Annotated in this window: 24 protein-coding genes; 7 read left to right on the top strand and 17 right to left on the bottom strand. The window is 57.1% G+C overall.

The window, feature by feature from the left end; translation table 11 throughout:
• Nucleotides 1-49: 49 nt before the first annotated feature.
• Nucleotides 50-1,867 (top strand): sigma-54-dependent Fis family transcriptional regulator, encoded by a 1,818-nt coding sequence (locus AB4O08_RS24680; protein ID WP_010209670.1) that lies wholly within the window; start codon nucleotides 50-52, stop codon nucleotides 1,865-1,867.
• Here the strand turns inward: AB4O08_RS24680 and AB4O08_RS24675 are convergent.
• The 7 genes from AB4O08_RS24675 to AB4O08_RS24645 all read right to left on the bottom strand — a co-directional run bounded on the left by AB4O08_RS24675 (nucleotide 1,864) and on the right by AB4O08_RS24645 (nucleotide 7,745).
• Nucleotides 1,864-2,796, bottom strand: coding sequence for a FecR family protein (locus AB4O08_RS24675; RefSeq protein WP_010209669.1), 933 nt, complete (start codon nucleotides 2,794-2,796; stop codon nucleotides 1,864-1,866). The two genes, AB4O08_RS24680 and AB4O08_RS24675, sit on opposite strands and share 4 nt — an antisense overlap.
• On the bottom strand, nucleotides 2,793-3,335 hold the full coding sequence (locus tag AB4O08_RS24670; protein WP_010209668.1) for a sigma-70 family RNA polymerase sigma factor: 543 nt from the start codon (nucleotides 3,333-3,335) through the stop codon (nucleotides 2,793-2,795). Before AB4O08_RS24670 ends, AB4O08_RS24675 begins: the two co-directional genes overlap by 4 nt.
• Nucleotides 3,336-3,411: 76 nt before the next feature.
• On the bottom strand, nucleotides 3,412-5,529 hold the full coding sequence (locus tag AB4O08_RS24665; protein WP_460114442.1) for a TonB-dependent receptor family protein: 2,118 nt from the start codon (nucleotides 5,527-5,529) through the stop codon (nucleotides 3,412-3,414).
• 192 nt (nucleotides 5,530-5,721) lie between these two features.
• The gene (locus AB4O08_RS24660) at nucleotides 5,722-5,991 is read right to left on the bottom strand and encodes a hypothetical protein (RefSeq protein ID WP_460114441.1); all 270 of its coding nucleotides are present in this window, start codon (nucleotides 5,989-5,991) and stop codon (nucleotides 5,722-5,724) included.
• 134 nt (nucleotides 5,992-6,125) lie between these two features.
• Nucleotides 6,126-6,839 carry a hypothetical protein gene (locus tag AB4O08_RS24655; protein ID WP_460114440.1) on the bottom strand — a complete coding sequence of 238 codons (714 nt, stop codon included), beginning with the start codon at nucleotides 6,837-6,839 and terminating at the stop codon, nucleotides 6,126-6,128.
• 421 nt (nucleotides 6,840-7,260) lie between these two features.
• Nucleotides 7,261-7,578, bottom strand: coding sequence for a hypothetical protein (locus AB4O08_RS24650; protein ID WP_010209663.1), 318 nt, complete (start codon nucleotides 7,576-7,578; stop codon nucleotides 7,261-7,263).
• A gap of 5 nt (nucleotides 7,579-7,583) precedes the next feature.
• Nucleotides 7,584-7,745: a hypothetical protein gene (locus AB4O08_RS24645; RefSeq protein WP_167337370.1), complete on the bottom strand. Its 162-nt coding sequence runs from the start codon at nucleotides 7,743-7,745 to the stop codon at nucleotides 7,584-7,586.
• Between the two features lie 199 nt (nucleotides 7,746-7,944).
• Here AB4O08_RS24645 and AB4O08_RS24640 point away from each other — a divergent pair, with 199 nt between their 5' ends.
• A complete protein-coding gene (locus AB4O08_RS24640) occupies nucleotides 7,945-8,802 on the top strand; it encodes a sensor domain-containing diguanylate cyclase (RefSeq protein WP_021492744.1) in 858 nt (285 codons plus the stop codon).
• Nucleotides 8,803-9,011: 209 nt separating this feature from the next.
• Nucleotides 9,012-9,986 (top strand): fimbrial protein, encoded by a 975-nt coding sequence (locus AB4O08_RS24635; protein WP_226994520.1) that lies wholly within the window; start codon nucleotides 9,012-9,014, stop codon nucleotides 9,984-9,986.
• Nucleotides 9,987-10,165: 179 nt separating this feature from the next.
• Here AB4O08_RS24635 and AB4O08_RS24630 read toward each other — a convergent pair whose 3' ends face one another.
• Nucleotides 10,166-10,663 (bottom strand): hypothetical protein, encoded by a 498-nt coding sequence (locus AB4O08_RS24630; RefSeq protein WP_226994521.1) that lies wholly within the window; start codon nucleotides 10,661-10,663, stop codon nucleotides 10,166-10,168.
• 498 nt (nucleotides 10,664-11,161) lie between these two features.
• Here AB4O08_RS24630 and AB4O08_RS24625 point away from each other — a divergent pair, with 498 nt between their 5' ends.
• A complete protein-coding gene (locus AB4O08_RS24625; RefSeq protein ID WP_460114439.1) occupies nucleotides 11,162-11,371 on the top strand; it encodes a hypothetical protein in 210 nt (69 codons plus the stop codon).
• Nucleotides 11,372-11,374: 3 nt separating this feature from the next.
• Here the strand turns inward: AB4O08_RS24625 and umuC are convergent, their stop codons facing one another.
• Both umuC and AB4O08_RS24615 read right to left on the bottom strand, forming a co-directional pair.
• Complete coding sequence (gene umuC, locus AB4O08_RS24620) at nucleotides 11,375-12,649, bottom strand: translesion error-prone DNA polymerase V subunit UmuC (RefSeq protein ID WP_460114438.1); 1,275 nt, start codon at nucleotides 12,647-12,649, stop codon at nucleotides 11,375-11,377.
• Nucleotides 12,642-13,067 carry a LexA family protein gene (locus tag AB4O08_RS24615; protein ID WP_065905481.1) on the bottom strand — a complete coding sequence of 142 codons (426 nt, stop codon included), beginning with the start codon at nucleotides 13,065-13,067 and terminating at the stop codon, nucleotides 12,642-12,644. The genes umuC and AB4O08_RS24615 overlap by 8 nt, the downstream gene beginning before the upstream one ends.
• Nucleotides 13,068-13,168: 101 nt before the next feature.
• On the opposite strand from AB4O08_RS24615, the gene AB4O08_RS24610 reads away from it, so the two are divergent.
• The 3 genes from AB4O08_RS24610 (at nucleotide 13,169) to AB4O08_RS24600 (ending at nucleotide 16,497) form a co-directional block, all read left to right on the top strand.
• Nucleotides 13,169-13,912 carry an SOS response-associated peptidase family protein gene (locus AB4O08_RS24610; protein WP_426108477.1) on the top strand — a complete coding sequence of 248 codons (744 nt, stop codon included), beginning with the start codon at nucleotides 13,169-13,171 and terminating at the stop codon, nucleotides 13,910-13,912.
• A gap of 373 nt (nucleotides 13,913-14,285) precedes the next feature.
• Complete coding sequence (locus AB4O08_RS24605) at nucleotides 14,286-15,911, top strand: methyl-accepting chemotaxis protein (protein ID WP_068936675.1); 1,626 nt, start codon at nucleotides 14,286-14,288, stop codon at nucleotides 15,909-15,911.
• An 88-nt stretch (nucleotides 15,912-15,999) separates the two neighbouring features.
• On the top strand, nucleotides 16,000-16,497 hold the full coding sequence (locus AB4O08_RS24600) for a GAF domain-containing protein (RefSeq protein WP_068936677.1): 498 nt from the start codon (nucleotides 16,000-16,002) through the stop codon (nucleotides 16,495-16,497).
• Nucleotides 16,498-16,543: 46 nt separating this feature from the next.
• On the opposite strand, the gene AB4O08_RS24595 is transcribed toward AB4O08_RS24600, so the two are convergent.
• From AB4O08_RS24595 to AB4O08_RS24565, 7 genes are all read right to left on the bottom strand, one after another.
• Entirely contained in the window at nucleotides 16,544-17,065 is a 522-nt protein-coding gene (locus tag AB4O08_RS24595; protein ID WP_460114437.1) for a lysis system i-spanin subunit Rz, read from the bottom strand.
• The gene (locus AB4O08_RS24590) at nucleotides 17,062-17,595 is read right to left on the bottom strand and encodes a glycoside hydrolase family 19 protein (protein WP_460114436.1); all 534 of its coding nucleotides are present in this window, start codon (nucleotides 17,593-17,595) and stop codon (nucleotides 17,062-17,064) included. The genes AB4O08_RS24595 and AB4O08_RS24590 overlap by 4 nt, the downstream gene beginning before the upstream one ends.
• A 56-nt stretch (nucleotides 17,596-17,651) precedes the next feature.
• Nucleotides 17,652-18,029, bottom strand: a complete 378-nt coding sequence (locus AB4O08_RS24585; RefSeq protein ID WP_198729836.1) for a hypothetical protein — start codon at nucleotides 18,027-18,029, stop codon at nucleotides 17,652-17,654.
• Nucleotides 18,029-19,522, bottom strand: a complete 1,494-nt coding sequence (locus tag AB4O08_RS24580; protein WP_460114435.1) for a hypothetical protein — start codon at nucleotides 19,520-19,522, stop codon at nucleotides 18,029-18,031. The genes AB4O08_RS24585 and AB4O08_RS24580 overlap by 1 nt, the downstream gene beginning before the upstream one ends.
• A gap of 9 nt (nucleotides 19,523-19,531) precedes the next feature.
• The gene (locus tag AB4O08_RS24575) at nucleotides 19,532-20,167 is read right to left on the bottom strand and encodes a hypothetical protein (protein WP_198729835.1); all 636 of its coding nucleotides are present in this window, start codon (nucleotides 20,165-20,167) and stop codon (nucleotides 19,532-19,534) included.
• Between the two features lie 328 nt (nucleotides 20,168-20,495).
• Nucleotides 20,496-24,059, bottom strand: a complete 3,564-nt coding sequence (locus AB4O08_RS24570; protein ID WP_460114434.1) for a TipJ family phage tail tip protein — start codon at nucleotides 24,057-24,059, stop codon at nucleotides 20,496-20,498.
• 59 nt (nucleotides 24,060-24,118) lie between these two features.
• The gene (locus AB4O08_RS24565) at nucleotides 24,119-24,706 is read right to left on the bottom strand and encodes a tail assembly protein (RefSeq protein WP_460114433.1); all 588 of its coding nucleotides are present in this window, start codon (nucleotides 24,704-24,706) and stop codon (nucleotides 24,119-24,121) included.
• Nucleotides 24,707-25,237 lie beyond the last annotated feature (531 nt).

The following is a 25,237-nucleotide window of genomic DNA, read 5'->3' as shown; positions in this document are numbered from 1 at the left end:
TCCAGGCAGATTGTGCAAGCCCAATAACAATAAAAACGAAGGTCACCCCATGGCCGAACCACTGGCTCACGACACCCTTATCCAGGAATCCTGGCGCCGCTGCCGCGCCTTCGGCCTGGACCACCAGAGCACGCCCAGCTTCGACCAGCTCCCCGCCGAGGGCATCAGTCAACTGCTGGAAAGCCAGCACTCGCTGGTACAGACCACGCATCAGGAAGTGCTGCCCTACTACGAAAACATCCTCAGTAATTCCAACTGCCTGATCATGCTGGCCGACAACCAGGGCCAGGTGCTGACCAGCTGGGGCACCCAGCGATTTATCGACCCCAAGCTGGCCAGAGGCTTCAACCCCGGCGCCAGCTGGATGGAGCGCTCCAGCGGCACCAATGCCATCGGCACCGCGCTGGCCTGTGCCCAGGCGGTGCATATCGAGCACGATGAACACTTCCTCAAGGCCAACCGCTTCATGACCGGCTCGGCGGCGCCGATTTTCGATGCGCAGCGCGAGATCATCGCGGTGCTGGATGTGTCCAGCGACAGCTACCTGCCGCCCTCGCACACCCTGGGCATGGTCAAGATGATGAGCCAGACCGTGGAAAACCGGCTGATCCTCAACCTGTTTCGCGGCGAGCACTTCCAACTGACCTTCAACACCGGCCTGAGCAACCTCGACAGCCAGTGGGCCGGCCTGCTGATCTTCGATGAGAGCGGTCAGGTGCTGTCAGCCAACCGGCGTGCCGACAACCTGCTGGGCATCAGCTTGTCGCGGGTGATGATCGACAGTTTGTTCAAGGTGTCATTGCTGGAGTTGTTGAACCAGCCGGAAGGATTGCCTTTCTCCCTGCAGGCCGCAGGACGCAACCGCTTCCAATGCGTGTTGAGACGCCCCAAGCAGATGCCCGTGCAGGCGCGCGTGTTCACCGAGCCGACGCCACCGACGCCTGCGTCGATTGGCCTCAAGACCCTGCACTTCGGCGATGTACGCGTGGAGAAGGCCGTGCGCCAGGCTGAACGCTTACTGGAAAAGGACATTCCGCTGCTGATCCATGGCGAAACCGGCGTGGGCAAGGAAGTGTTCGTCAAAGCCCTGCACCAGGCCAGTTCGCGCAGCCAGAAGGCGTTTATCGCGGTGAACTGTGCGGCGATTCCCGCCGAGCTGGTGGAATCGGAACTGTTCGGCTATGAAAAAGGCGCCTTCACCGGCGCCAATCAGAAAGGCAGCATCGGCCTGATCCGCAAGGCCGACAAGGGCACGCTGTTTCTCGACGAGATCGGTGATATGCCCCTGCCGACCCAGGCCCGTTTGCTGCGGGTGCTGCAGGAGCGCTGTGTACAGCCGGTGGGCAGCAGCGAGCTGTTCCCGGTAGATCTGCGAATCATCTCGGCCACCAACCGTGCACTGCGCGAGCTGGTGCAGGCCGGACGTTTTCGTGAGGATTTGTACTACCGCATCGGCGGCTTGACCTTGGAACTGCCGCCGTTGCGCGAACGTACCGATAAGCAGGCACTGTTCCAACAACTGTGGCAGCAACACCGCGAGCCGACTCAATGGGCAGGCCTCAGCGCCGAAGTGCTGGCGTTATTCGAACAGCACCCGTGGCCGGGGAATCTGCGTCAGGTGAGCAGCGTGTTGCAGGTGGCGCTGGCCATGGCTGAGGAACAGCCGATCCGCGCGGAACACCTGCCAGATGATTTTTTTGTGGACTTGAAGGTAGATCCACCGCTGCCCGCCAGTGAATACCTGGATGACAGCATCGATCTGAACCAGCGTTTGAAGGCGGCAGGCGGGAACATCTCCCACCTGGCGCGGGAGCTGGGGGTGAGCCGCAACACCTTGTACAAACGCCTGCGCCAGCACGAAGGCTAACGCGGCTTGACCACCACCAGCAGGTCGGTGAAGTACTCCACCTGGATCGGCAGGTTGTCCGCCAGTGACGACAGCGCCGCCGCCGTATCATCCAGCTTGAACACACCGGACACCCGCAGGTCCTGCAACGCCTGAGGGTCGAAGCGCAGCATGCCATGGCGGTAGCTGGCGAGGGTTTGCAGCACGTCGCTCAGGGGTTGATCGTTGACCTTGAGCAGGCCACGGGTCCAGGCGTCCGGGTCGCTGTTGCCGATGGCTTGCGGCGGCTGGGCGCGGCCGTGATCGAGGACCGAACGCTGGCCGGCGGTGACGTTGACGCCGTCGCGGGTGGCGCCTTTGACCGCGACGCTGGACTCGATCACCGTGACCACCGTGGTGCCATCCGCTGCACGTTTGACCAGATAACGCGTGCCCAATGCCGTGGCCGTACCTTGGTCGGTACGCACCACGAACGGCCGTTGCGCATCCTTGGCCACGTCCACCCAGAGTTCGCCTTGCAGCAACTCGATGACCCGTTGATGGCCGTCGAATTTCACGTCGACCGCCGAATTGCTGTTGAGCTGCAACTGGCTGCCGTCTTCGAGGGCGATCTGCCGGCGCTCGCCGACGCCGGTGCGCTGGTCGGCCATCCAGACCGGCAGGTGTTGCAGGCCCAGCCAGCCGCACAGGACCACGCCGAGCAAGCCCACCGCTTGCGCACCTCGCGCACGTCGCGGGGCGAATGCGCGGTTCAAGGCAATGCGTGCGGGCTTGGCCGGCAGCGTGTCGAGGCTGCCCCATACTGCGCCCATGCGTTCGATGGCCACAGCGTGCCGCGGGTCGGCCTGGCGCCAGGTGTTGAATGCCTGGTGGTCGGCCTCGGTGACGTTTTCGTCATGCAGGCGGGTCAGCCACTGCGCCGCTTGTTGGATGATCTGTTCGGAACTCATGCCAGCGGGTCTGCCGGGTGCAGGCTGTGGTAGCAGTGAACCAAGGCACTGGAGATGTAGTTTTTGACGGTGCTGGCAGACACGTCCAGGCGTGTGGCGATTTCGCTGTAGGTCAGCCCGTCGAGGCGGCTCAGCAGGAACGCTTCGCGCGCCTTGGCAGGCAGCCCGGCAAGCATCTCCGCAATACGTTCCAGGGCTTGCAGCGCGACATGAATCGCGGCCGGGTCGGGCATGCCAGCGTCCTCGCACTGGATCACCAGGGCTTCCATGTAGGCTTTTTCGATGCGACGACGACGGGCGCCGTCGATCAGCAACCGCCCTGCCGTGGTGGCCAGGAACGCGCGGGGCTCTTTGATCTGTTGAGGTTCGGCCAGCATCAAGACGCGGATGAAGGCGTCATGGGCGAGGTCCGCTGCATGCTGGGAACACCCGAGTTTCTTTCGCAGCCAGCCGTGCAACCAGCCGTGGTGCTCGCTGTACATCGCCGTAAGGGTCTGCTGCCGGACGGAGTCGCCTGGCGCGGCCGGAATGTCGTGCATGCGCAAAAAGATCTCAAATGGGAATAATTGCCAATTGCGCAGACAATGCCAGTAAAACAGGGTTTGGGCAAGGGGCTCAGCGCCAGCTCCACGACACACCGGTGTAGATGCCACGGCCATCCGCCGGCGTGGAACGCGCTACATCCAGGCCTTTATCGTCGTATCCCGGCGTGACGGTGTTGGCGTAACGCCGGTTGGTGAGATTGCGCAGGTCGACCCAGGCTTGCCAATCCTGCCGGGGCGCGTCGTAGCCGAAGGTGGCACCGAGCACCGTGTAGGACGCGGCGTAGTAGGAGTTGGCGTAGTCCACTGCCACTCTTGATGAATGCTCGGTGTTAAGGCTGGTGTAGAAACCGGTCGGATGGCTGTAGCGCACCTGCGCCTGATAGTAGTGCTTGGGGATGCCCGGCAGGGCGTTGTCGCCAAAGCGGTCGTCATCACGGTAGTGGAAGTCGCTGAAGGTGTAGGCCTGGCGCAGAGTGAGCTGGCCGTTATGGCCGCCTTCCCACAACGGGCTGAGCAGGCTCAGTTCCACGCCCTGGTGCACAGTGGGGCTGGCGTTGGATTCTGCGACGATGGCATTGCGGGTGGCGGTTTGCGCCTGGGTTTCCACCGTGAGCAATTCGTGGCGCACTTCAGAGCGGTACAGCGCCAGGTCCCACTGACCGAACCATTGCTCGCCGCGACCGCCGATTTCCAGGGTGGTGGCGGTCTGGTTTTTCAGGCTCACGCCTTCACGCTGAAGGCCGGTGGCCGGGCCGCTGTCTTTGGGGAAGTATTTGTTCGAACCCCAAATCATCGACCACGCATGCGGCGGCTCGACCGATCGGCTCAGGTTGCCGTACACCTGCAGGTGCGGGGTGAAGTCGTACCGCAGGCCGATACGCGGAGCGTAGTCCCAGTCGTGCTGGCTGAGCGGCGCCTGGCCTTCGGGATAGGTGACCTGGGTTTCGCGACGGGTGTAGATCGCCGCCAGGCCGGTGGTCAGCCATAGGTCGGGAATCAGTTCCAGATCGTTGCCGATGTGCAACACGGTGTCGGAGCCCAGGTAGCTGTAGTCACGGGTCTTGGTGCCGGGCGCGTAGCCAGCGGTATTACCGGCAGGCGTGCGCACATATTCCGAGGCGCCGTTGTTGGGCATCGCCTGGGTGGTGCGCAGGCCGACGGTGGTGTTGCTGTCGTGGCCAAACAGCGTGTCCTGACGGATGTAGTTGAGGGTGCTGCTGATATCGGTGTAGGCGACTTTAAGGCGGTTGGTGCCTTCACGCAGGTCCATCGGGTAATCGTGGTACGCCAGGCCGACTTCGACGCGGGCATTATCGTCCAGCTGCAAGGTGGTCTTGTTGGCGATCCAGGTCGAGCCCGGCTGCAGGCGCTTGGAGTCACGGGCGGCGTTGAGGCTGGCGGCCGCGCGCGGGTCGTGGCTGATCTGGTATCGCGTGAGTTTGCCCGGCGTGTCGTTGGTGGTTTCGCGGTAGCGGAAATAGAAGCGGGTTTCCAGGTCCGGGTTGAAGCGGTAACCGAAGTTGGCGGCCACACCTTTGCTAGTTGCTGCGCTCTGGTGCTGGTAGCCGTCGGATTCGGAATCGGTGAGGCTGATGTAATAGTCGGCATCCCCCAGCACCTGGCCGGAACTGATCTCACGCTGGGCGTAGCCTTTGCTGCCCGCTTCATAGCGCAGTTGCAGCTTGGGCGCATCGTAGCCCGTGCGGGTCACGTAGTTGACGGCGCCGCCTAGGGCCAACGCGCCCTGGTCAAAACCGTTGGCGCCGCGCAGCACTTCTACCCGGCTTTGCCACAACGGGTCTTTCAGCTCGTAAGGGGTGCCGCCAGGACCGGTCAACGGCAGGCCGTCGAACATTTCGTACAGGCCGGAGGCGTGGGACCCGGGGCTGCGGTTCAGGCCCGAACCGCGAATCGAGAGCTTCACCCCTTCGTTGTTAGCCGCCTTGGCGTACACCCCGGCCTGGTACTTGAATACGTCTTCGTTGGTACTCACCCGCCCCTGCTGCACGCTATCCATGTCGATGTAGTTGGTGCCACCGGGCACGCTCTTGATCTGCGCCTCGGCCACTTCACCAGCGCTGGCTTCGCTGCTGGTGACTTCGACCGGGGCCAATTGCAGGTCTTCGGCGTGCACCAGCGAGCTTAACGTCAGGGCGGCAAACAGGAACGGAGGGTGGCGCAACAGCATCGGGCAGGTCCTTGGAGTTCGGGGGGCACGTGGTGGGAAGGCTGGGACGCACGCCAGGTCACGCCTTATTAACGCTTTGACCTCCTGGGCTGTTTTGCGTGACACAGCTGAAGCTGACCTGGCACATAGGAGGTTCACATCCGTATGGGGCGCGACTCCATCCAGGACGTTGTCGCCTCCCACACAAAATCCTCAGCTGTCGGGGATATTCAGCACCTGCATCAATTCTTCTGCTTCTGATCCCGGAGCCAATCGGAATCCATACATTTCATCCGTGGCCAGTATCCCGCGCAGTGCATCGAGCAATTGCGCCTCGGTGGGCGAGTCACGCAGGAGTTCGTGCGCAGTCAACAACAGTTCGGCGCAGACACCCTGAATACTCGCCGCATCGATCACAGCCAACAAGATAAAGCGCAGGCGTATTTCTCTTTCAGTAGGCCAAACCGTTTTCCGCTTACCCATGGTAAAGGCCTCATATTTCAGAAAAATCCGAGGCTATTGATGACCAAGGGGTGTTTCAAGCAGTGGGCAGCAAGATAGGCCGATTCCTACGCGCAAAAGGGAAGCACCGTACCTTTATGCTGACGTTTCCCTGTTTATTGCACCGGCAGAAAATTCATCAGCAACAAGCTCTGCGCATAGTTCAGGCCAATACGCCGGTAGCGTTCATCGAGCATCTGGGTCAGCAGATCGAGACGCGCGACGATCTTGCCGAACTCCACCGCGAAGCTGAGGTTGCTGCCCTCCTCCGAAATTTCGTTGGAAAACAGCAGCAGCACGCCATTCGCATCCTGACGTTTGCTCAGCAGCCACGTGGCCTTCTCGATATTGCGCGCGGCATTGCTGACGAACTGCGGGTTGATTGAATCGGTGATGTAGAACTCCGTGCGTCCACCGTGGGCGGTCACGATCATGCTGCCGATGGCGTAGATGAAGGCGCCGACCCGGTCGCCTTTGAAATCAGGGCTCAAGGAGTAACTCAGCGCCGCCAGGTCACGACGCTCCCCTAGGGCCGGTAGTGCGCGACGTTGCTCGATGGCCTGGCGAATCTCCCGCGCCGCAGTCACCGCGTCCGGGTAACCCGACTGCCGCCACTGGCTGGGATTACGCAGATAGAGTTTGCTCATCAGTAAATACAGGCTTTGCAGATTGTCGCGCATGCCCAGCGTCGCCATACGATCGACACTGGTCTGGAAGAACTCATCGGGCTTGCCATTGCTGAACTGCTTGACGATATCCTGCCCCTGCTGCTGGCTGCAGCCGCTGGCACAGAGCATTAACAAGGCCGCCAGCAGCAAGGGCTGGCGCATCCGTCGACGATTGAAACAAGGAAACGTGCGATCCATCGGCACCCGATCTGATTCATCCGCCCACGCGGGGATCGGCGGGGCTGGGACAAGGATAGAGCGGAGAAATCCAGAAAAGTGCAGTGACCGGGGGCAGAGAGTTGTAACCAGAGACCGCTGGGCAGATGAATGGGCTTACATTCTGAATAATTCTATTCTGTCTCTATACTTACTGTAACGACTGTAATCAGGGTCACGGCAATGAAACATCCAATTCGTGCGCAAATGGTTGTCCAGATGATTTGCCTGCTTTCGGTGGCGCAGCTTTTTTGCTGAGTTGCGTGTCACGGCTTTAATACTCAGCCGCCCTTGCGGCGGTGGAAGGTATTGCCCACTGCTCACTCTAATCTGGCCCGACATCCAAATGCCGGGCTAGAGCGTGCCGTTACAGCAAGACAGTGGCCAGCATGCCCAAGGCTCCCAGGCAAAACCCGATCATCGCGCCTCGGCCGGGAAACTCCTGGAACAGCGCCCAGATCACGATCGGTTCCAGCAGCAATAACGACGTCACGGAAACCACCGTGACCACCCAGATATCACCGACTGCCAGATAACCCAGCCAATAAGCCCCCAACAGACAAAGTCCTGCGAAGCACATCACCACCACCGGCATGATGAAAGCTTGCCATGAGCCGTCGCTGGCTTGGGCCAGCCTGGCGGTGACTACCTCACTGTAGATTGCACAAAACTCACCGACGACCATCAACCCTAGAGCAGAAACTCCGAGTAATTCTTTGGACATATCAAAAACTCCTTCGTATTCAACGCACTGTTTTTCAACTCCCAGCCGGCGATGCCGCTGCCGAGGGTTTCGTCGCAGATGTACGAAGCAGCCTTGAACAGGCCTGAATTACCGAAGTGCTTTTGCATGCTCATGTCCTTCAAAAGGGGGTGAGTCTCAGCGACCGGATAGGGCGCTCGGCCCGATCATACGTTTGACCAGGTGTTGTGAACACCCCGGGCAAACAGCCCCCGTGATGCAGGACATCAAAAAATCACCGCACGTCTCGCCGCCACTCGCCGTGTTCGGGCTATGATCAGCCCCTATGAATCAGACGCCTGACTGCCAATGCCCATTGACCTGGAAGCCCTCTATCCCAAACTGATCCACCTGATGCTGGATACGGTCTTCGTCGTCGACGGCGATAACCAGATTGTCTTCGTGAGCGATGCCTGTGAGGCACTGCTCGGCTACAGCGCCAATGAGCTGGTGGGTACCCTGATCACTCACTACATGCACCCTGAAGACCTGGCACGCACTCGCGCCTCCATTATCCGGGTCATGAACGGCCAACCCCATGTCGACTTCCGCAACCGTTATATCCGCAAGGATGGCAGCGTCGTACATATCCTGTGGGCGGCGTTCTGGTCCGAAGAGGTCGGGGCGCGGATCGGCGTCGCACGGGACGTGACCGCACTCACCCAGGCCGAGGAAGAACTACGCTTCCTCGCCCATCATGACCCGCTGACGGCCCTCACCAACCGGTCGCTGTTCAATGCTCGGCTGGACGACGCCCTGAAGGCCGCACAGCTTCATAACCAGATCCTGGCGCTGCTGTTCCTGGACATCAATGACTTCAAGGGCATCAACGATGTGCATGGCCATGCCATGGGCGATCGCGTGCTCTGTGTGATTGCCCGACGACTGGAGCGCTGCGTGCGCGAGAGCGACCTGGTGGCCCGGATGGGCGGGGATGAGTTCACGGTGTTGATTACGGATATCCAGTCGCAGGATGCGGTGGCCGGCAAGGTGGCGCAGATACTTGCAGTCATGGCTGAGCCACTGGGTGCCGAGTTTGGCGGGGTTAAGATGCCGTCCTGCAGTGTTGGCGTGGCGTTTTACCCGGCGGATGGAGAGGATGCAGATACGCTGTTGAGTCATGCGGATGGGGAGATGTATCGGGTGAAAAGGCAGCGGTGGAACTAATCAACAGCCGGGCTGGCGATGGTTTTACCTAACCTGCCTGGCTCGAAAACCAATCAAGTCGCGGGCAAGTATCAAGGTGTGCAAATGATTGACCTCCTCCCGCGGCCCCTTCCACTGCAAATAGCGTCATCGCGGCACACACTCTAAGAATCGCCTGATTTTCTCAGCCGTAGTTGATCGATAGGGTGCTCGTCCATCTTGCCTCTATCATGGCCGTGAACAAAATGTGTGTTTCAGAAAAACAACGCCGACTGCGTGCACTGCTGAGTACCGCCGCCGCGGTTATGTCTGCTTATTCAGCGGATACGATGGCCGCGAGTTGCAATTTCACCCAGGGTGAAACGTTCACGGCTAACTACGCCGCCGCGCCAATTACCTTGACGGTCCCTCGAGATACGCCCGCAGGCACGGTGGTGTACGAAGAAACCATCACAGCACCGAAGCAGGGTTTTAACTGCACTGTATCGTCACCCTTTATCTTTAGTCTGAACCCGACATTTGGTAGCGTTAAGACTGGTACTACTTTCCCCCTGGGTAAAACAGGGCTGTCAATGAAAATCAAGACCTCACAAAATGGCTATTTAAGTGCAGACAGGGTTATGTCCGGGAATTACCTGGACCCAAGCAGGACGTACACCCTTGAAATTACTAAATCAGGTGAACTGTCATCGAAAAATGAGGTTCCCGCAGGCAACCTGGGAGCGCATCGGTACGGCGATATTGATCTTGTGAAGGTTAACCTGACCAACCCAATCATCTTGAACGCTGCATCCTGCGAGACCCCAGATGTTTCTGTTCAAATGGGAGATGACTATTACCTTGATGAATTCAGCAAGATTGGTGATACGTCACAAAGCGTTCGATTCAACATTGGTCTTAACCAATGCCAGACAGGTATCCAGAAGGTCACCTATGCCCTTAAAGCCACTTCTCAAGTGATTGATCAGCAACAAGGCATCGTAGCGTTGAACGCCAGTTCGACCGCAAAAGGCATCGGCCTGAAACTGATGGACGACACCGGTAAACCTATTGTCCTGGGTACTACCTACCCATTCAATGGCTTCAGTACCACAGGCACAAGCTTCAAAATCCCTCTTTCTGCGGCTTATTACCGCCTGGCTGACGGCGAACTGAAGGCCGGCACTGCCAACGCGTCGGTTACCTTTGTAATGAACTATCTGTAGCACGCTGAGTGTCGGCATTGGCTGTGTTAAAACGCCGCCAGCACCGCCTAAAAGTTAATGCCCCGACAAGTCGAGGCATTAACTTTTGTGGTCTTGGATACGTCAACAGGGTTTTTAAGCCTTACGGCCCCCACCTGACCTCTCTAGACCAGAAACCACTCGCAGCGGGTTCGCCTGAATTATTTGGCTTGGCGAAGCACAAGCTCCGACAGCCGGGTTTTCACGCGGAAGCAGAACTCACGAATTTGAAATTGATACGCGGGCATAACCATATAGTTCAAATCGGAACCCAACGAGTCCTTGATTTCCATATATTTAGCCGTCTTGGCAGCAATGGCTTGGTATTCCGCCTCGTATTTAACGTAGGACGCTTTGTTGTAAACCTTTAAGACATCCAGCTCTTTACGGCATTGCTCAGCGCGATTCTGGTTTAAGTCTGTTTCTGATTCCGGCTGAGCGGACTCTGGAGAGGCGTGGGCCGCCGCGTTAGCAGGTGCAGCCTCATATCGCACAGTCCAATTGGGTGGTGACGAAGGTGCGACTTCAGGTGGTGCTTCATGGACGACGGCGGGAGGTGGAGTCACTTCAGGTTTTTTTTCTGGAGTTTTCGTAGCGCATCCCGCGAGGGCAAGTCCTACCACTACAACGATGCCACACATTTTATCCATCGGGTTCACCAAGAGGTCATTATGGTTGGCTGAGTCGTTAGGTTCTGGGTAAAAGCAATAACCCACTCAATCTTCGAGTGTAAATTCTCTACCAGACTCAAGGCGCTCAGCCTCTCTTCCTTGAGCGCACAGACGGACAATAGTAGTAAAAAAACAAAGAGATGACGAGTAAAAGCTGATCTTCCACCACCTAATCCCAGAAACACAAAAGCCCCGCAATCGCGGGGCTTTTGTTTGAATCTTGGCGGGAAACCAGGGATTCGAACCCTGGAGACGCTATTAACGTCCGCCGGTTTTCAAGACTGCCGAGTTAACGATTAAAATCAATACGTTAGCTGTGCATCGTTTCCGCACTTGGACGCTTTTTGCTTTCCTGTAAGCCCCGCAGATCAAAGGGCGCATGCACAGTTGCGGAAATGATTTACCCTCTCTCCGGCGTTCTGCCGACTCAAATCAAATACCCTATTTCATCGCCTGCTACGCTGTTCAATCTACGGAGGAACAGCTATGCCCAATTCAGACCTACTCCCTTCCCTGCTCTCAAAACTGTACGAAAACCAGCTGGCCCTTGAGGCTTCCATCATGGAGCTATCGAACTGGGTTGAGCAGCGTGGCTCCGCCGAGGTCGCAGAAAATATCCGGGGTGCGCTGTACACCATCGACGGCAACGAAGAGTTCATCAAATTGACGCTCGCAGTTCTCATGGCGCCGGAGTAATTGTTACTTGCAGGCCACCGACCAGAGCTGATCGAGCTTGGTGGTGTAGCTCTGGCTCATCATCTCGCGCCTCATGCCCCAATCGGGGTTCGTAGGCACGCTGGCCGACCTTAGCGTTCCCCTTCCCCATCTATCATTGATCTGATCCAGTACGGTCATCACTCTGGTCGCCTCGGCAGGCTGAGACACCGCGAACAGATCATCCGTGTATTCACCTGGCTGGCACAGGTTGAGCAGCATCACCTCGGCCTTGCTGTAGTTGAATCCTGGCCGGAATATACGGTCTAGCGCATCAACAGCAGCTTTGGTGAGCAGCCGAACGTCATCGGTTGGATACGGCATATCTACCACCACCCCGTTCGCGTACTTCGCCTCGTCCGGATTGAACATGCCAGTGCGGATGCACACGCGGACCTTTTTGCAGAGCGAGTTCTGGGCGCGGAGCTTTTCCGAAGCACGCATCATGTAGGTGGCCACGGCCTCCTTGATAGGCGCCAGGTCGGTCAGCCGCTTGCCGAACATGCGGCTGCAGCAAATCTCCTGCTTCGGCGGATCGGGCTCGTCCAGCTCCAGGCACGAGGTGCCAGCCAGCTCCCGCGCCGTCTTCTCGATCACCACGCTGAATTTTTTCCGGAGCGTCCAGGGATCGGCTTTGGCCAAGTCCATCGCTGATTTGATGCCCAGTGCGTCAAGGTGAAGCTTCATCTTCCGGCCAACACCCCAAACTTCAGATACGTCCGTATTGCGCAGCACCCAATCACGCTTTACTGGGTCAGTAATGTTTACGACTCCGCCGGTCTGAGCCTGCAAGCGTTTAGCCGTATGGTTTGCCAGCTTGGCTAGGGTCTTTGTACTGGCGATGCCGACACCAACGGGAATGCCGGTACAACGAAGTACTTGGGCTCGGATCTGTCTGCCGAGCGCGTCAAGTTCACCGATCCCAGTGAGGTCGGCGAAGGCTTCGTCGATGCTATAGATCTCGACGGCGGGCACCATACTCTCGATCAGCGTCATGACCCGCTCACTCATGTCCCCGTACAGGGCGTAGTTTGACGAAAACGGGACAATGCCGTTCTGCTGGAGCTTGTGCTTAATCTGGAAATACGGTTCGCCCATCTTGATGAAGGGCTTGGCGTCGTAGCTTCGCGCGATGACACAGCCGTCGTTGTTGCTGAGCACCACGATAGGCGTCTTGGCCAGGTCGGGCCGGAACACTCGCTCGCAACTGGCATAGAAGCTGTTGCAGTCGATCAGCGCAAATACCGGCGGATTAGACATGGCTGCGCACAGTGCTGGTGATCACGCCCCAAATTGATAACTCGTCGCCTTCCAGCACGTAGCGCGCCGGGTACTTTGGGTTTTCTGATAGCAAAATCACTTCTTTGCCACGCTTGCAAAGTCGCTTGCACATAGGGTCATTGTTGAGCAACGCCACCACGATATGGCCGTGGGCCGGCTCAATGGATCGGTCCACCACTGCCAGATCACCCTCAAATATTCCGGCGCCTTGCATGCTTTCGCCAGTGATCATCACCAGGTAGACGTGCGGAGCCCTGATGTTGAGTACTTCATCCAGGGAAATATGCTGCTCAATATGATCGGCCGCAGGGGACGGAAAGCCGGCAGGTACGTGAAACGAGCAGAGCGGCAGTTTTGCGCCGCCGCCGGCGATTGGACCCAGGATGTTGAAGCTCATGACAATGCCTTGTGCAAATACTGTACGAATGTACAGTTAACTTTGTACGAGGCTTGCGGTCAATTTCTCTGTAGGGGATTTCGACGGGCGGAGGTGTGGCTATGTGCGGTCGATTCGTGCAGTACGAGGGGATGGCGATCTATATCGAGGAGCTGAGCCCTCAGATCGAGCTGTTCAGTGGCTACGACGCCGAGCCAATAAACCGGTTCAATGTCGCACCGTCGACGCGTGTGCAACTGCTGCACAGCAAAGAGGATGGCTTGCACATTGACGCTGTGCACTGGGGGTGGGCGCCCTTCTGGGCTAAAGGCAAACGGCCTGACCCGATAAATGCTCGGGTAGAAACCGTCACGACTGGTAAATTTTTCAAACAGCTTTGGCCGACTGGCCGTGCGATCGTACCTAGCGAAGGCTGGTATGAGTGGGTCAAAGACCCGGACGACCCGAAAAAGAAGCAGCCATATTTCATTCGGCTCAAAAGCAGAAAACCGATGTTCTTCGGAGCACTTGCCCAAGTACACCTAGGCCTTGACCCGCACGAAGGTGACGGTTTCGTCATCATCACTGCTGCCAGCGATCAGGGCATGGTTGATATTCACGACCGCCGCCCATTGGTTCTTACTCCGGAGCACGCCAACGAATGGCTTGATCCTGATATTTCGCCTGCACGCGCGGAAGAAATCGCAAAGGACCTATGCCAGCCCACTGAAGAGTTTGAGTGGTTCCCTGTTAGCAAGGCTGTGGGCAACGTTAGGAACCAGGGCTCAGAGCTTATTGAACTGGATCTATCCGCTGAAAAACCACATGACGAACACGACAGCGGTCACCCAACCAAGGGTAAGTAGAAATGAAAGACCTGCAAGCCGCTTGTCCATAGTGCTCTGTCCAAATCCAAACGCCCTCCATACGACAGCATGTCTAGAGAGTCCTGCCATGTGCTGTGCTTGTAAATGCTCGCTTTTAGCATGGCACGCCCCGGACGTGTCGTAGCCAAAAAAATGTTGAACCGCACATAGCGAGAGCACACTAAATTACTTAGCGCGCAATTATTTAGCACATCTATCATTCCAATACATTTTTTTGCATACCTCGTTTCAGGTATATGCCTGCAAGCTGCAGCTGGAAGTCACTGTGCCGCACGAAAATGCTGCCTGCGTTCGTGATCCTTGAAATTACGTGGAAATGCCACGCTACTAAATCCGGCCCTCGGAGGCCTAAATGAAATTGAGATCCTTGAGTATCGCGCGGCGAGCTTTCGTCTGTTTTGGCTTAATCACATTCCTACTGATCAGCTTGGCGGGCTTCTCTTATCTGCAAATTGATCGGCTACGCGCTACAGAACAGGCCATTGAGCAAAACTCCCTTCCAAGCATTCAGGTCATTGACGATATTCAGATCGCCCTCCTCCACGCCCGTCTTGAAAGTATCCGCATGCTCTCAAGTACCACGGCAGAGGTGCATGATTTCTCGCTGTCAAAGGTCGAAGAAGCTATACAGACACTTCAGGTGAAGACTGATTTCTATCGTGCACATTTGATGTCTGGAGAGCAGGACGAAATCCAGTTCGCGAAGGCCAACCAGGCTATGAATGCTTACGTCGACGGCCTCAAAAAAGTAATCGCTTTGGATTCATCTGATCATGATCAGGCTGTGAATTTTGCCAACACAGAGCAGGCACAAAGAGCTACGGCCTATCAAGAACAGCTGGCACTACTGCGAGAGCAAAATGCACGCCAGGCCGTGGTGTCTGGAGTAGACGCGACCGACGTCTATAACCATAGCGTAAGAGTCCTGGTAGCAGTGCTGATCGTTGCATTTGTCTTAACCATAGCACTGGCGATCTTGTTCACTAGGAGCATCGTAAGTCCAATCAGTTCATCACTTAAATTGGCGGAAAAGATCGCTGCTGGCGACCTTACCCACGATCTTGATGTAACAGGTTCAGATGAAGCTTCGCGATTGATGCATGCGCTGAATCTTATGCAGAAAAATTTGCGACACACAATTTTAGAAATCTCGGGAGCTTCAACCCAACTGAGTACCGCGGCCGTCGAAATGACCTCGATCACTGAAAGCGCTGATCGCACACTTCAGCAGCAAAATAGCGAAATCGAGCAAGCTGCTACCGCGGTAAATGAAATGAGTGCGGCTGTTGAAGAGGTTGCACGTAACGCCAATTCCACATCTGAAGCAGCGATGCAATCAAGCATATCTGCAGATCTCGGCAATCAAAAAGTCACTGAGACCTTGACAGCGATGCGCGGCTTGACAGGCTTGGTTGAGGTGTCATCAGATCAGGTGAAAGAGCTCGCAGACCAGGCTCAAGACATTAGTAAAGTTCTGAGCGTGATCAGGGCGATTGCTGAGCAAACCAACCTACTCGCTTTGAACGCCGCAATAGAAGCGGCTCGTGCAGGAGAACAGGGTCGCGGTTTCGCAGTAGTGGCAGATGAAGTTCGTGCGCTGGCACACCGAACGCAAACATCGACGCAAGAAATTGAACAGATGATATCCACGATTCAAGCAGGCTCTTCTGCCGCGGTCGAATCTATGCAAAAAAGCACATCCGAGGTCTACAGCACGCGAGATACTGCAGAACAAGCGGGCCAGTCGCTGCGGCAAATTATTGATTCCGTGCTCGAAATTAACGATCGGAATATCCAAATTGCAACCGCATCCGAGGAACAAGCTCACGTCGCGCGGGATGTTGATCGTAGCCTGATAAGCATCCGCGACCTTGCAGTGCAGAGTAGTGAAGGCACCCGCCAGACGCTTACAGCGAGCAACGAGCTTTCTCGCTTGGCCGTTAACCTAAACGATTTGGTTCTTCGATTCAGGACGTAGTAAGTCGGCCAACCGCAATTTTCGGTTGGTAGAAGGATCTCTCAGACGCCAATGCCGCGCGCCCAATCAAATACAGCACAGGTGGAATATGAATAAGCCCGAAATCAGCTTGCACTCTGTGCTGAATTTAGACGAGCGTTCAGCGTTGGCTGAGATTGAAGCTATCACTAGCATTTTAAAGCTTGTAACACGCCTGACCCGAATGCGATTTGCCGGGATCGCGAAGTTCACCGAAACAGACTGGGTCGTCTGCTCAGCTTACGACCCGATGCATATGGGGATAGAGGCTGGTGATACGCTAGAGCTGGAAATCACGCTTTGCAGCGAGCTCCGCAGAGATCCTAAGGCACTTTTTATTCCTAAAATCAGCGAAGACGGCAGATATTCAAGTCGTGCGGTGGTTAAACGGTATGCGATAGAAAGCTATGCAGGTGTTCCCATCTTCCTTCCCGATGGGCAGCTTTATGGGGCTCTATGCGCGCTAGATTCGTGCTCGATATTATTTGAAGACCCTGAGTTGGAAGAGACGTTAGCTTTATTTGCAACGTTGATCGGATGCGTTTTTTTCACTACCCCCCGCTGCTGAATGAATCCGAATAATACGCCTTATCTCACATTCGAGTTTTTGAGTTTCAATATGAGTGTTTGATAGCTCGGACGTAATCTTGGCATGCTCGTAACGCTATCAAGCCGTTATCACCTTCATCAGTTATGGCGATAATTCGTTGAGCATGCGCTGGGTCAAGTTGGGCTCGACGGGCTGCATGAACCACGCCGACGGCGCCGGGGGTGGAAGGCACGTTGCAGCCACCGGCTGGATCCTCGGCAAGGAGGACTGACAGCCGCACATCAGCAGTGGCAAGGCGATCGCGCAGAAGAGACTGGTTACGCTGGGCATCGGATAATTCCTTGGTGTGTTGTTGGTCCAGGACGGCAAGCTGTTGCTCGGTGGCCAGACGCTTGTCTTGCTCGGCCTGCTGCTGACGCCAGGCCTCGCTGGTGATGGCATCAAGGGCTTTCTGGTGCGTCGCGCCCTGCTTCGCGAGCTTCTCGCCCATCCGAAAGTCCTGTACCTGCCAAGTGACGCCGGCGGCGGCGGACATCAGCACCAAGATCAGCATCAACAGACCGGCCAGCTTCTGCACAGGCGTCATGCCAGCACCTTTTTCGCCCGCTCCCACAGTTGCAAGCGATCGTCCAGACCGGTGAGCCCACCATTGATGCGTCGCGTGATCTTCGTGAACTCGCCCTGATCCGCCAGCGTGTTCAGCCCTTTGGTGGACCAGAACCAGGCCGCAGACATCGCCGCGTGCCGGGGCAGCTCGAGCAGTTCCGGGTTGCTGATGAGGTCCAGGCCCAGCGCCTCGCCGCAGGCAGCGTAATTCGCCCGCCCGGTGATCTGGATCAGTCCGCGCCCTCGGTATTTCGAGCCGTCACCCTTGACGGTATTTCCCAGATCGGCACGGCCTTCGTACGTGAGCTGCTGCGCAGTGGGCCCCCAAATCTCGCGCACGTAGCGCAGTTGGCCGGATTCGTGCCCAACCTGGGCGATGAATGCAGCTGCGCGCGCGGTGCCCACGATGCCATAGCGGTTCATAGCCGTGTTCAGGGCAGGAACAAAAACGCCGGCTTGGTGGCCGGCGTTAGGGAGGATCTGCAGCAACTGCTGCTCAGTGATCGGCATGCTTTTCTCCAGGCACAAAAAAACCGCTCAAGGCGGCTGGTGTGTTCTTTACCGGCTCAGGCTGGCTGAACTGGTCGCTTGCTCATGTCGGGGAAGTCAGGGTTGTCCGCTGTCCACTTGCGCAGGGCGCGCCAGTACAGCTTCCAGTCTTCTATGGAGCCAACGATGTCTTCTTCGCCAAAGTCGATTGCTGTAACCGTCTGCTGGGCGATCGGCATCTGCTCTTCACGCCAAGCGTTTTCCAACACGCTCAACCTTGCGATCAGCGTCTCCTGGGTAATTGCCCATGTGCCATCGGCCTGAGCCGTGTAGTCCATGCTGTTATCGCCCTGGGGCCTCTCCCCTTCCATTTCGATCCAGCCTTCATCAGGGCCTTTGTCCGTCTCGTCGCCCTCGAAAAAGTTCGAGCCTACCCTTGCGTAAAATCGAATCATTAGATCGCCCCCTTAAGTTTCCAGACCTTTACGCGCACTGGTGCGGTGGTCAGAACTGCACCTGTATAGCCATGTCCACCTCCGGTAGAAGCGCTGGGCAATGCAACGCCACTCGCACCAGCCTGGCAGATGATCTTGTCCGCCGGCAGGATCTGCTGTGCATATGCGCCGTAGGATGCGCCCCCGCTACCCGCATTACCGTCAAGCCTGGGTTCTGACCAGATGCCCCCAATTAGGACCTCCAAAATGGTCATCACATGAAACCCAGGAAATGGGTTGTCTGAGGTAAATCTAGATGCCGAAACAATGTTCCCCGGAGCAACTGCAGTGCCACCGTTGGGATAGATAATTGCAAAATCGGCGGCCGCCGAGTCAAGCTTGAGATCAACCTTTCTATCAATAAACGCAATAAACCCAGAGAGGTTTCCGCCAGCCCAAATACTGGAAATAATATCCCCGGAAGTTGTTATAGAAACGCCAGCACCTAGAGTCACACCCGCACCAGTGACCAGCACGCCAGCCTTAGTGATGGTTACATCCGGACCTGCGCCAGACTGTCCATACCCTGGGGAAAGTTTCAGAGCGCCTGACGGCTCACAATAAACCGCACCTCGATTTCCGCCTGCTTTATCACTGAACCAAAGAAACGCATACTCTGTGTCCGCAGTAGCCCTGATATTCACTCCGCCGCCATTGGTAGTAAGAACACCACCAAAAAGAGTTCCACCAAGCGCGCCTATCTGAATTCGGGTCAAACCTTGAGCATCATCAATCAGCCGCACACTGTTATCAGCTGAGTAAACAAACCTTACATTCGCCGTCGAGTTTGGATCTGTGACATCTTCTCGGCGAAGAGTTAGGCCACCAGAAGATCCAACCTGAACAGCGCCCTTAAAGCGAGGCACCACTCCGGAAACCGAGTCAACCGCGGCGAGGAAGGCATTGGCGTTGCCAAGCTTATCGGCCTCGGTCTTCGCCCGGTCGGCTTGTGTCAGCGCATTGGACGCAGAGGTGGCCGCATTGGTCGCAGATTGTGCTGCTGCGTTCCTGGACGCAGTTGCAGATGTCGCAGCACCGCTAGCGGTGGTCGCCGAGGCGCCAGCATTGGTTTCCGATGCTTTGGAATTTGTCTCGGATGTCTTGGCGTTGGTTTCTGAAGCCTTCGCCGCGGCGGCCGAGGCCTGTGCATTGGCCACTTCCTGATCCAAGTCTTTGAACTGATCAGTGATTGCACGCAGTCGATCCGCCGACTCTTTGACGTAGCCCTGCATCGGCGCAATGGTGTACACCCCTGCAGCGACTGTCGCCCCTTGGTAATTCGGGGCTATGGAAATCGCCGTATTGCTCGCGATGTTGGTGATCTCGTACCACCGGCCGTCCGGCCCACGGAAAGCATCACCCACTCGCGCGTTTGCTATAAATGCCGTGCCGGTGCCAATTACCGCGTTACTGTCGGCCGCAACGGCAACAGTTCCTGTTTTATACCAGGCCATTTAAGCCTCCTAAGAAATTGGCTTTGCAAACATTAACGGCAGGAAGAAACTTGAACCGTTAAAATCCCCAATGTTTTGCAGCTGAGCAACGACACGATTGTTTGCGTAATCCCAGAAACAAGAAAGAAGCGAGAAGGTGCTTCCGCCCGGTATATTCATCGCAATATTATTGATCAGCATGTAGTTTCCGGTATTCAAAGGAACAGCGGCATAGAACGTGGAAATCCATCGCCCTACAGAAGGATTCGATGCGCCCCCATAAGCCCAGCCAGCAACTACATCCGTAAACTGTGCACAAGGCGTTCCATTGTCGAATAGTTGTTTTGCGTCTCCGTCCCACAACCTGAGACCATATTTGGCAGTTGGTGCGGACTCATAGGCCGCAACAAAAAACGACCCAGACCCTCCGCTTGCCCCGTTGATGAACCCCGTCCAGTTTCCGGGAGAGCCCTTAAGGCTCACCCATTGGAAGCCCCCGGTTGAAGGTCTGACAAAAATTAACGGTGGTTCTTGCGACGTGATCACCGATGGAAAATCACCGCCAGCCGGCCCATAGATCCCTTTGTGTATAACAACCAGCCGTGCAAACTCAGAGTCAAGCGTTACAACATCTGAGTTATTATTAAATGTTAGTCCATGTGACATCATCTATACCTGAATACTAGAAGTCGCTGAACTGATATCCCAACTCTGCCGGTTGGCATATTTCTATTTCTAAACCAAACCTGAACTCCGTCCGTAAGCATCTGTACATCGAACTGAGACAAACTTGCGTCTTGGCCGGATGGGTCCCCTGAGTACTGCCCATTAGGCAAACATATCCCGATATGAGTAGAGGGTTTCACTCCGGGGATGGATACAAAAGTACTACTGCCCACCGTGCCGATAAGGGCTGAATAAACAACCCTCACGGTGAATGAGTTCTCATCCAATTCAAGGAGGCCAGTAGGCCCCCATATCCTGATTCCTCCGATCATGCTGTCAGATCCCCCAACTGCACCCGCTTGACGTTGTTTTCGTCGTACACCTTGATTGCACGATTGGTCATCGTCAGGCGACCACCACCAGGTGCCGGGCCGTTAAACTCCAAGTTTCCGGCTTTATCGAGGCGCCACCCTTGAACACCAGCGACATAGTTGTCGGACTGCAGCGCCTCTCCGATCTTCAGCATGGTGATGCTGCCGTCCTGGATGAAGGCTGAGCGCATGAAAACCTGACCGTTCACCACCGCGAATGGCGAAGAAAGACTCCCGTTGATGTTGTTCACCACAGCGAACCTGTCAGCGCTCACCAAGAACTGGCTCTGCAACTGACCATCCACGTTCTCGATGCCAAGCCCAATCCCCGCCGCGACGTACTGCCCGTTTTGGTTGAGCTGCATCTTCACCGACCACATGGTGGAGAGCTTGCCATCGGTGCTGGCCTGGGCCTGGCTTACCGTCTGGATATCAGCTGAGTTATCACCGATCTGCACCCCAATCTGTTGGATGGCCTGGGCCGTGGCCTGGCGATCGTTGACCACAACGCTTTCCAAGTCGGTCACAGATCCGCTGACATCGCCCACCTCGGCGGCCAACTCAGTCGTACGCTGAACCATGGCCGCGTTCTTCGTGGCCTGGGTCCTCACCTCCTGCGCAAAGCTCGCCTTGGCGTTAAACCCCTGTAGCGCATCCGCGAGTTCGCCTTCGCCGGTGTCATCCCTGTACGCCGCCTGCAGCACCTGAAGACTTGATGCCTGGGCGGTGACCACGCCGTCCAACTCGGTGATATCGGCGGTGTTGGTGGATACCTGCTGTGCCAGTCCATTCGCAGTCTCTACCGACTGGCCAACATCAAGCCAGTAGGTAGCGTTGGGCGGCGGAGTATTGATGGGAACGCTCTGGACGGCCTGATAGATCCTCCCGCCCTCCACGACCATCTGACCTTTCAGGTAGGTGGCATCCTTGTCGTAACCCTTCAGACCGTCCAAGGCGTTGATCTGATCTTGCAAGCCTGGGATCTTATCGATCTCGTCCAGGATGTCCTGACCAAGCTCAGTGCGCCCAACCTGGCCGGCGATCAAGTCGAGCACAGGATCGGCGTCTGCGCTCGCCATCCCTATGACGCCGTTACCGACCGGATAGAACGGCCCGACGTTGCCGGTCCGGTCCACCAGGCGCGCCCAGAAGAACAAGGTTGCGCCTGCCAGAAGCGACTGCATCCGGTAATCGGCCTGCGGGTAAGCCAGGTCGGCCAGCTTGGTTGCCGCCGCCAGGTCATTGGCCGGGCCATACCACAGCTCCGTGCGCTGGGTATCCTCGGCGCCAGCGGGGAAGCCCCACTTGATGCCGATGCCGAACAGTTCGCTGGTGGTGGTCAGGAACGAAACCGCCGGCGGCAAGCCTACCTTCCCTTCCAGGTTGGTCAGGTCGGAGTTCTTCCAGATCGACGAGATTTCGAAGGCGCTCACCGAACGCACGCGGGCCAGGTAGGCGCCCGAGTAAATGCCGGTGACATCCACGCTTGTAGTGCCCGTGCGCTGCAGCTTGATCCAGTTGCCACTGTCCTTGCGCCACTCCACGTCATAGGCGACCGCTCCGGTCACGGCGGGCCAGGATATGTTCATGGTGCTGATAGCGATGCCCTGGTTCACCGCGTAGCTCGACGTCAGCGTGACGCTCGCCGGCGCCGGAACGACGGTGATCGGCACAACGCTGATTGGGCGCTCTTCCAGGCGCGCGCCGGTGTCGATGTGCGCGAATTTGCTCGGGTCATACTGCACGGCCGAGATCTCGAACACGCCTGGCTCCGGCCGGGCCACGCTTACCACCCTGTACAACGGGATTGCCAGATCGTCGGCATCCAGCGCCCACACCAGTTCGGGCTCAGGCGCAACGGAGTAGGCAACGGTCACAGTGATCTGTCGGCCACTTACCAGCTGCACGGTACGGCCCTCGCACCTACCGTCTGGCAGGTTGAGGATCAACCTGTCGCCGGGCTTGGCCTGGGTGTCGCGGTCCAGGGTGATGACCTTGCCGTTTACCGCAGAGATACGCCCGCCAACCGGCCGGCCTGCAAGCAGTTCGTCAGCGATCGGGATCACGTAGCCTGGCAGCGGGATACGACCATCGAGCCCAACCTTGAAGTTTACGGCTCGGTCCTTCGAGTTCGTGAGCAACGCCCACTTACCGCGGCGCTGGGCCTCGGACTCGCGGGTGCAACCAATTGCGCTGATCTCCAGCGGGTTGTCGCCGTAGCGCCGCTGTAGCTTCGGATCGGTGACCGGTGTGACGTCCGTGTCGTAGTTGTTGAGTGGGTTGTCGTAGCTGATCAGGGCACGACTGTAGCGGGTGCGCTCCGATGCGCTGGAGTAAGTGAACTTGCCATCGATCACGTTCGCCCGGGTGTAGGCGAAGTCGAAGTCGGTTGCGCGCGGCATATCTGCCAGGGTGAACACCTGGCCCTGGGCCCAGTAAGTCATGCCCCGGTAGATCGCCGAGATATCACGCAGCAGCGACCATGCGTCGGCCTTGCTCTGCAGGTTCAGGTTGCAGACGAAGCGTGGTTCCTGGCCGCCCTTTCCGTCCGGCACCATCTGGTCGCAGTACTGCGAGATGCGGTACAGCTCCCACTTGTCCACCATCCACGGCTTGATGCGGCGACCCAGGCCGAAGCGATCATTCGTTGTGATGCCGAGCGTCGCCCAAGTCGGATTGTTGGTGTAGGCCTCCTTGAAGGTTCCGTCCCACACACCGCTGTATGTCCGCGATGCCGGGTCATAGTTGCTCGGTACAGACCACTTTCGAGCCTTGCAGCCCACGGTCACGGCCGGGATGCTGCGGAACTGTTCCGCCGAGAACTCAATAAAGAGCAGCGCGGTGTTCGGATATCGAATCTTCGCGTCGATCACCTCGGTGAAGCCGGCAATCTGCATGGTGTCGGAGATTTCGTTGTTGTTCTGGTTCGCGGTCAGACGAGTGATCCGCATCAGCCAACCTGAACTCGCCCTTGGCAAATCAATGCGGCGCGTGCGCTCGTAGACGCTTGTAGTCTTTCCGGACACGGCCTCATTCAGCACTTCCTGGTAGGCACCGCCGTCAGTTGCCAACTCGACCTTGTAGCCAATCGTGTACCCGTTGATGTTCCCGCCCGAGTCGACCGATTGAAGGGCCGGCCAGGCAAAGCGCACGCGCACAGCAGAAAGCTGAGTATTGGTGATGGCTCGAACCCAGGGCGTGCCACTGCGCAACTCCGTACCGATCGTTGTTTCGTTCGCGATCGACGGGATGCCTTGGATATAGGTTTGGTCTACCGCCCCGGTGCGCCACTCCCATTTAACGTTCGGGAAGTTCATGTTGCCTTGGGGGTCTTGAAGCGGAGTGTTGTCGAGGAAGATATCGCGCGCGGTAGGTGTGCCTTCGAACTCTCCCTCGCCCACGGCGATCAGCATCTTTGCCATGGCGACGGAGCGCAGACTATCCGGCGCTTCAGTAGGTGTTTTGGGCTTATCCGATCCGCCCTTGGCGCCATAAACGTCGATTTTGTGTGCTGCGCCCATGCTTTTCTCCAGGCAATAAAAAGCCGCCTCATGGGCGGCTGCGGTGCTGCAAGTGATAGTTACATGCGATCTTCTGCGTAGATCTCAGCGCTGATAATCGCGCCGCCCCACCGGCGCTCGCCGATGCAGAGCGGTACCGGGTTACCGGATGCCGTGGTGTTCTTGGCGCTACCGAAGGCATAGCCGGGGGTGTTCTCGGGCGCTGCGCTGGTCTTCAGGCCGCCGGCTTGGGGGCTGAGCATCTGGATAACACCGCCTGCGACGAGGCCGATGCCTGCGGGCGCCAGATACGGTGCGGTAACCGGGAATACGTACGAAATAGCGAGCAGAACTACACCAACGATCGTCTGAAGAATCCCCGCCCGCTTGCTACCAGTAATCACCGGGGCAATGCGAATGTCTCCCTCTCCACCAAAGGAGAGCTCACCCTCTCCAATATTCTTTTTCCCCCTGAACACCGCGAACTCGATCCCTCGGGACTTGGCGTTCGACAAAAAGCGCTCGAAGCCAGGAACTTGCACGCAGAGAGCCTTGATCGCCTCTGCGGTTGTTCTTACGGACAGCCTGAAAGAACGACCGAATTGGCGTAGCTGACCAAAGAGCAGGATTGTAGTGAGTGGTTGGTATTCGATTACAAGCGCTGTCATGGCTTTCTCCGGGCATGAAAAAGCCGCCCGTAGGCGGCTTGATGTGGTTGTTCGTTACAGGCAGCCGCGGACGGCCTTCTCAATTGCTGATCTACCGTAACCGGGAGCCCAGGACAATCGTTGATACAGCGCAACACTGCTTCCATTTGAGGATCGGTTCACCTCTAGAAGCTCCTCGGCTGTCGAGTCAGTAGCAACGATTAGCCTGTAACCAGTCGAGGTTTCGGTCATCGTGGCGCCTGAGCGAGCGTCCTGCCATTTCGGCATTACGCAGAGGGCATATTGCTTTGGCGCCTTACTCGACGACGCACTGATGGTCGCCTTTCCCGCCTTCAGGTCGCCAGGTGTTGTACACCCCGCCAGCATCGCCACCGCTACCGCCGCTATCAAAATCCGCATGTCGTTCCCTCTTTGATTTCTCAGGACTTTATCACCTAAAAAGGGGCAAAAACGGAAGCCTCGCATATGCGTGGCTCTTAGGGTTCAGAGGAGGTTAATCGGCCTCCAGATAAACCACAGTTTTATCTAGCC

It is taken from the genome of Pseudomonas sp. H3_E07, from assembly GCF_054668895.1.
Note: the sequence above shows the minus strand (reverse complement) of the source record. Positions and strands in the feature narration are given on the sequence as shown.

Coding starts and splice junctions, on each gene's coding strand:
- AB4O08_RS24680 (WP_010209670.1), top strand. CDS start 50: ATGGCCGAACCACTGGCTCACGACACCCTTATCCAGGAATCCTGGCGC.
- AB4O08_RS24675 (WP_010209669.1), bottom strand. CDS start 2,796: ATGAGTTCCGAACAGATCATCCAACAAGCGGCGCAGTGGCTGACCCGC.
- AB4O08_RS24670 (WP_010209668.1), bottom strand. CDS start 3,335: ATGCACGACATTCCGGCCGCGCCAGGCGACTCCGTCCGGCAGCAGACC.
- AB4O08_RS24665 (WP_460114442.1), bottom strand. CDS start 5,529: ATGCTGTTGCGCCACCCTCCGTTCCTGTTTGCCGCCCTGACGTTAAGC.
- AB4O08_RS24660 (WP_460114441.1), bottom strand. CDS start 5,991: ATGGGTAAGCGGAAAACGGTTTGGCCTACTGAAAGAGAAATACGCCTG.
- AB4O08_RS24655 (WP_460114440.1), bottom strand. CDS start 6,839: ATGCGCCAGCCCTTGCTGCTGGCGGCCTTGTTAATGCTCTGTGCCAGC.
- AB4O08_RS24650 (WP_010209663.1), bottom strand. CDS start 7,578: ATGGTCGTCGGTGAGTTTTGTGCAATCTACAGTGAGGTAGTCACCGCC.
- AB4O08_RS24645 (WP_167337370.1), bottom strand. CDS start 7,745: ATGCAAAAGCACTTCGGTAATTCAGGCCTGTTCAAGGCTGCTTCGTAC.
- AB4O08_RS24640 (WP_021492744.1), top strand. CDS start 7,945: ATGCCCATTGACCTGGAAGCCCTCTATCCCAAACTGATCCACCTGATG.
- AB4O08_RS24635 (WP_226994520.1), top strand. CDS start 9,012: ATGGCCGTGAACAAAATGTGTGTTTCAGAAAAACAACGCCGACTGCGT.
- AB4O08_RS24625 (WP_460114439.1), top strand. CDS start 11,162: ATGCCCAATTCAGACCTACTCCCTTCCCTGCTCTCAAAACTGTACGAA.
- umuC (WP_460114438.1), bottom strand. CDS start 12,649: ATGTCTAATCCGCCGGTATTTGCGCTGATCGACTGCAACAGCTTCTAT.
- AB4O08_RS24615 (WP_065905481.1), bottom strand. CDS start 13,067: ATGAGCTTCAACATCCTGGGTCCAATCGCCGGCGGCGGCGCAAAACTG.
- AB4O08_RS24610 (WP_426108477.1), top strand. CDS start 13,169: ATGTGCGGTCGATTCGTGCAGTACGAGGGGATGGCGATCTATATCGAG.
- AB4O08_RS24605 (WP_068936675.1), top strand. CDS start 14,286: ATGAAATTGAGATCCTTGAGTATCGCGCGGCGAGCTTTCGTCTGTTTT.
- AB4O08_RS24600 (WP_068936677.1), top strand. CDS start 16,000: ATGAATAAGCCCGAAATCAGCTTGCACTCTGTGCTGAATTTAGACGAG.
- AB4O08_RS24595 (WP_460114437.1), bottom strand. CDS start 17,065: ATGACGCCTGTGCAGAAGCTGGCCGGTCTGTTGATGCTGATCTTGGTG.
- AB4O08_RS24590 (WP_460114436.1), bottom strand. CDS start 17,595: ATGCCGATCACTGAGCAGCAGTTGCTGCAGATCCTCCCTAACGCCGGC.
- AB4O08_RS24585 (WP_198729836.1), bottom strand. CDS start 18,029: ATGATTCGATTTTACGCAAGGGTAGGCTCGAACTTTTTCGAGGGCGAC.
- AB4O08_RS24580 (WP_460114435.1), bottom strand. CDS start 19,522: ATGGCCTGGTATAAAACAGGAACTGTTGCCGTTGCGGCCGACAGTAAC.
- AB4O08_RS24575 (WP_198729835.1), bottom strand. CDS start 20,167: ATGTCACATGGACTAACATTTAATAATAACTCAGATGTTGTAACGCTT.
- AB4O08_RS24570 (WP_460114434.1), bottom strand. CDS start 24,059: ATGGGCGCAGCACACAAAATCGACGTTTATGGCGCCAAGGGCGGATCG.
- AB4O08_RS24565 (WP_460114433.1), bottom strand. CDS start 24,706: ATGACAGCGCTTGTAATCGAATACCAACCACTCACTACAATCCTGCTC.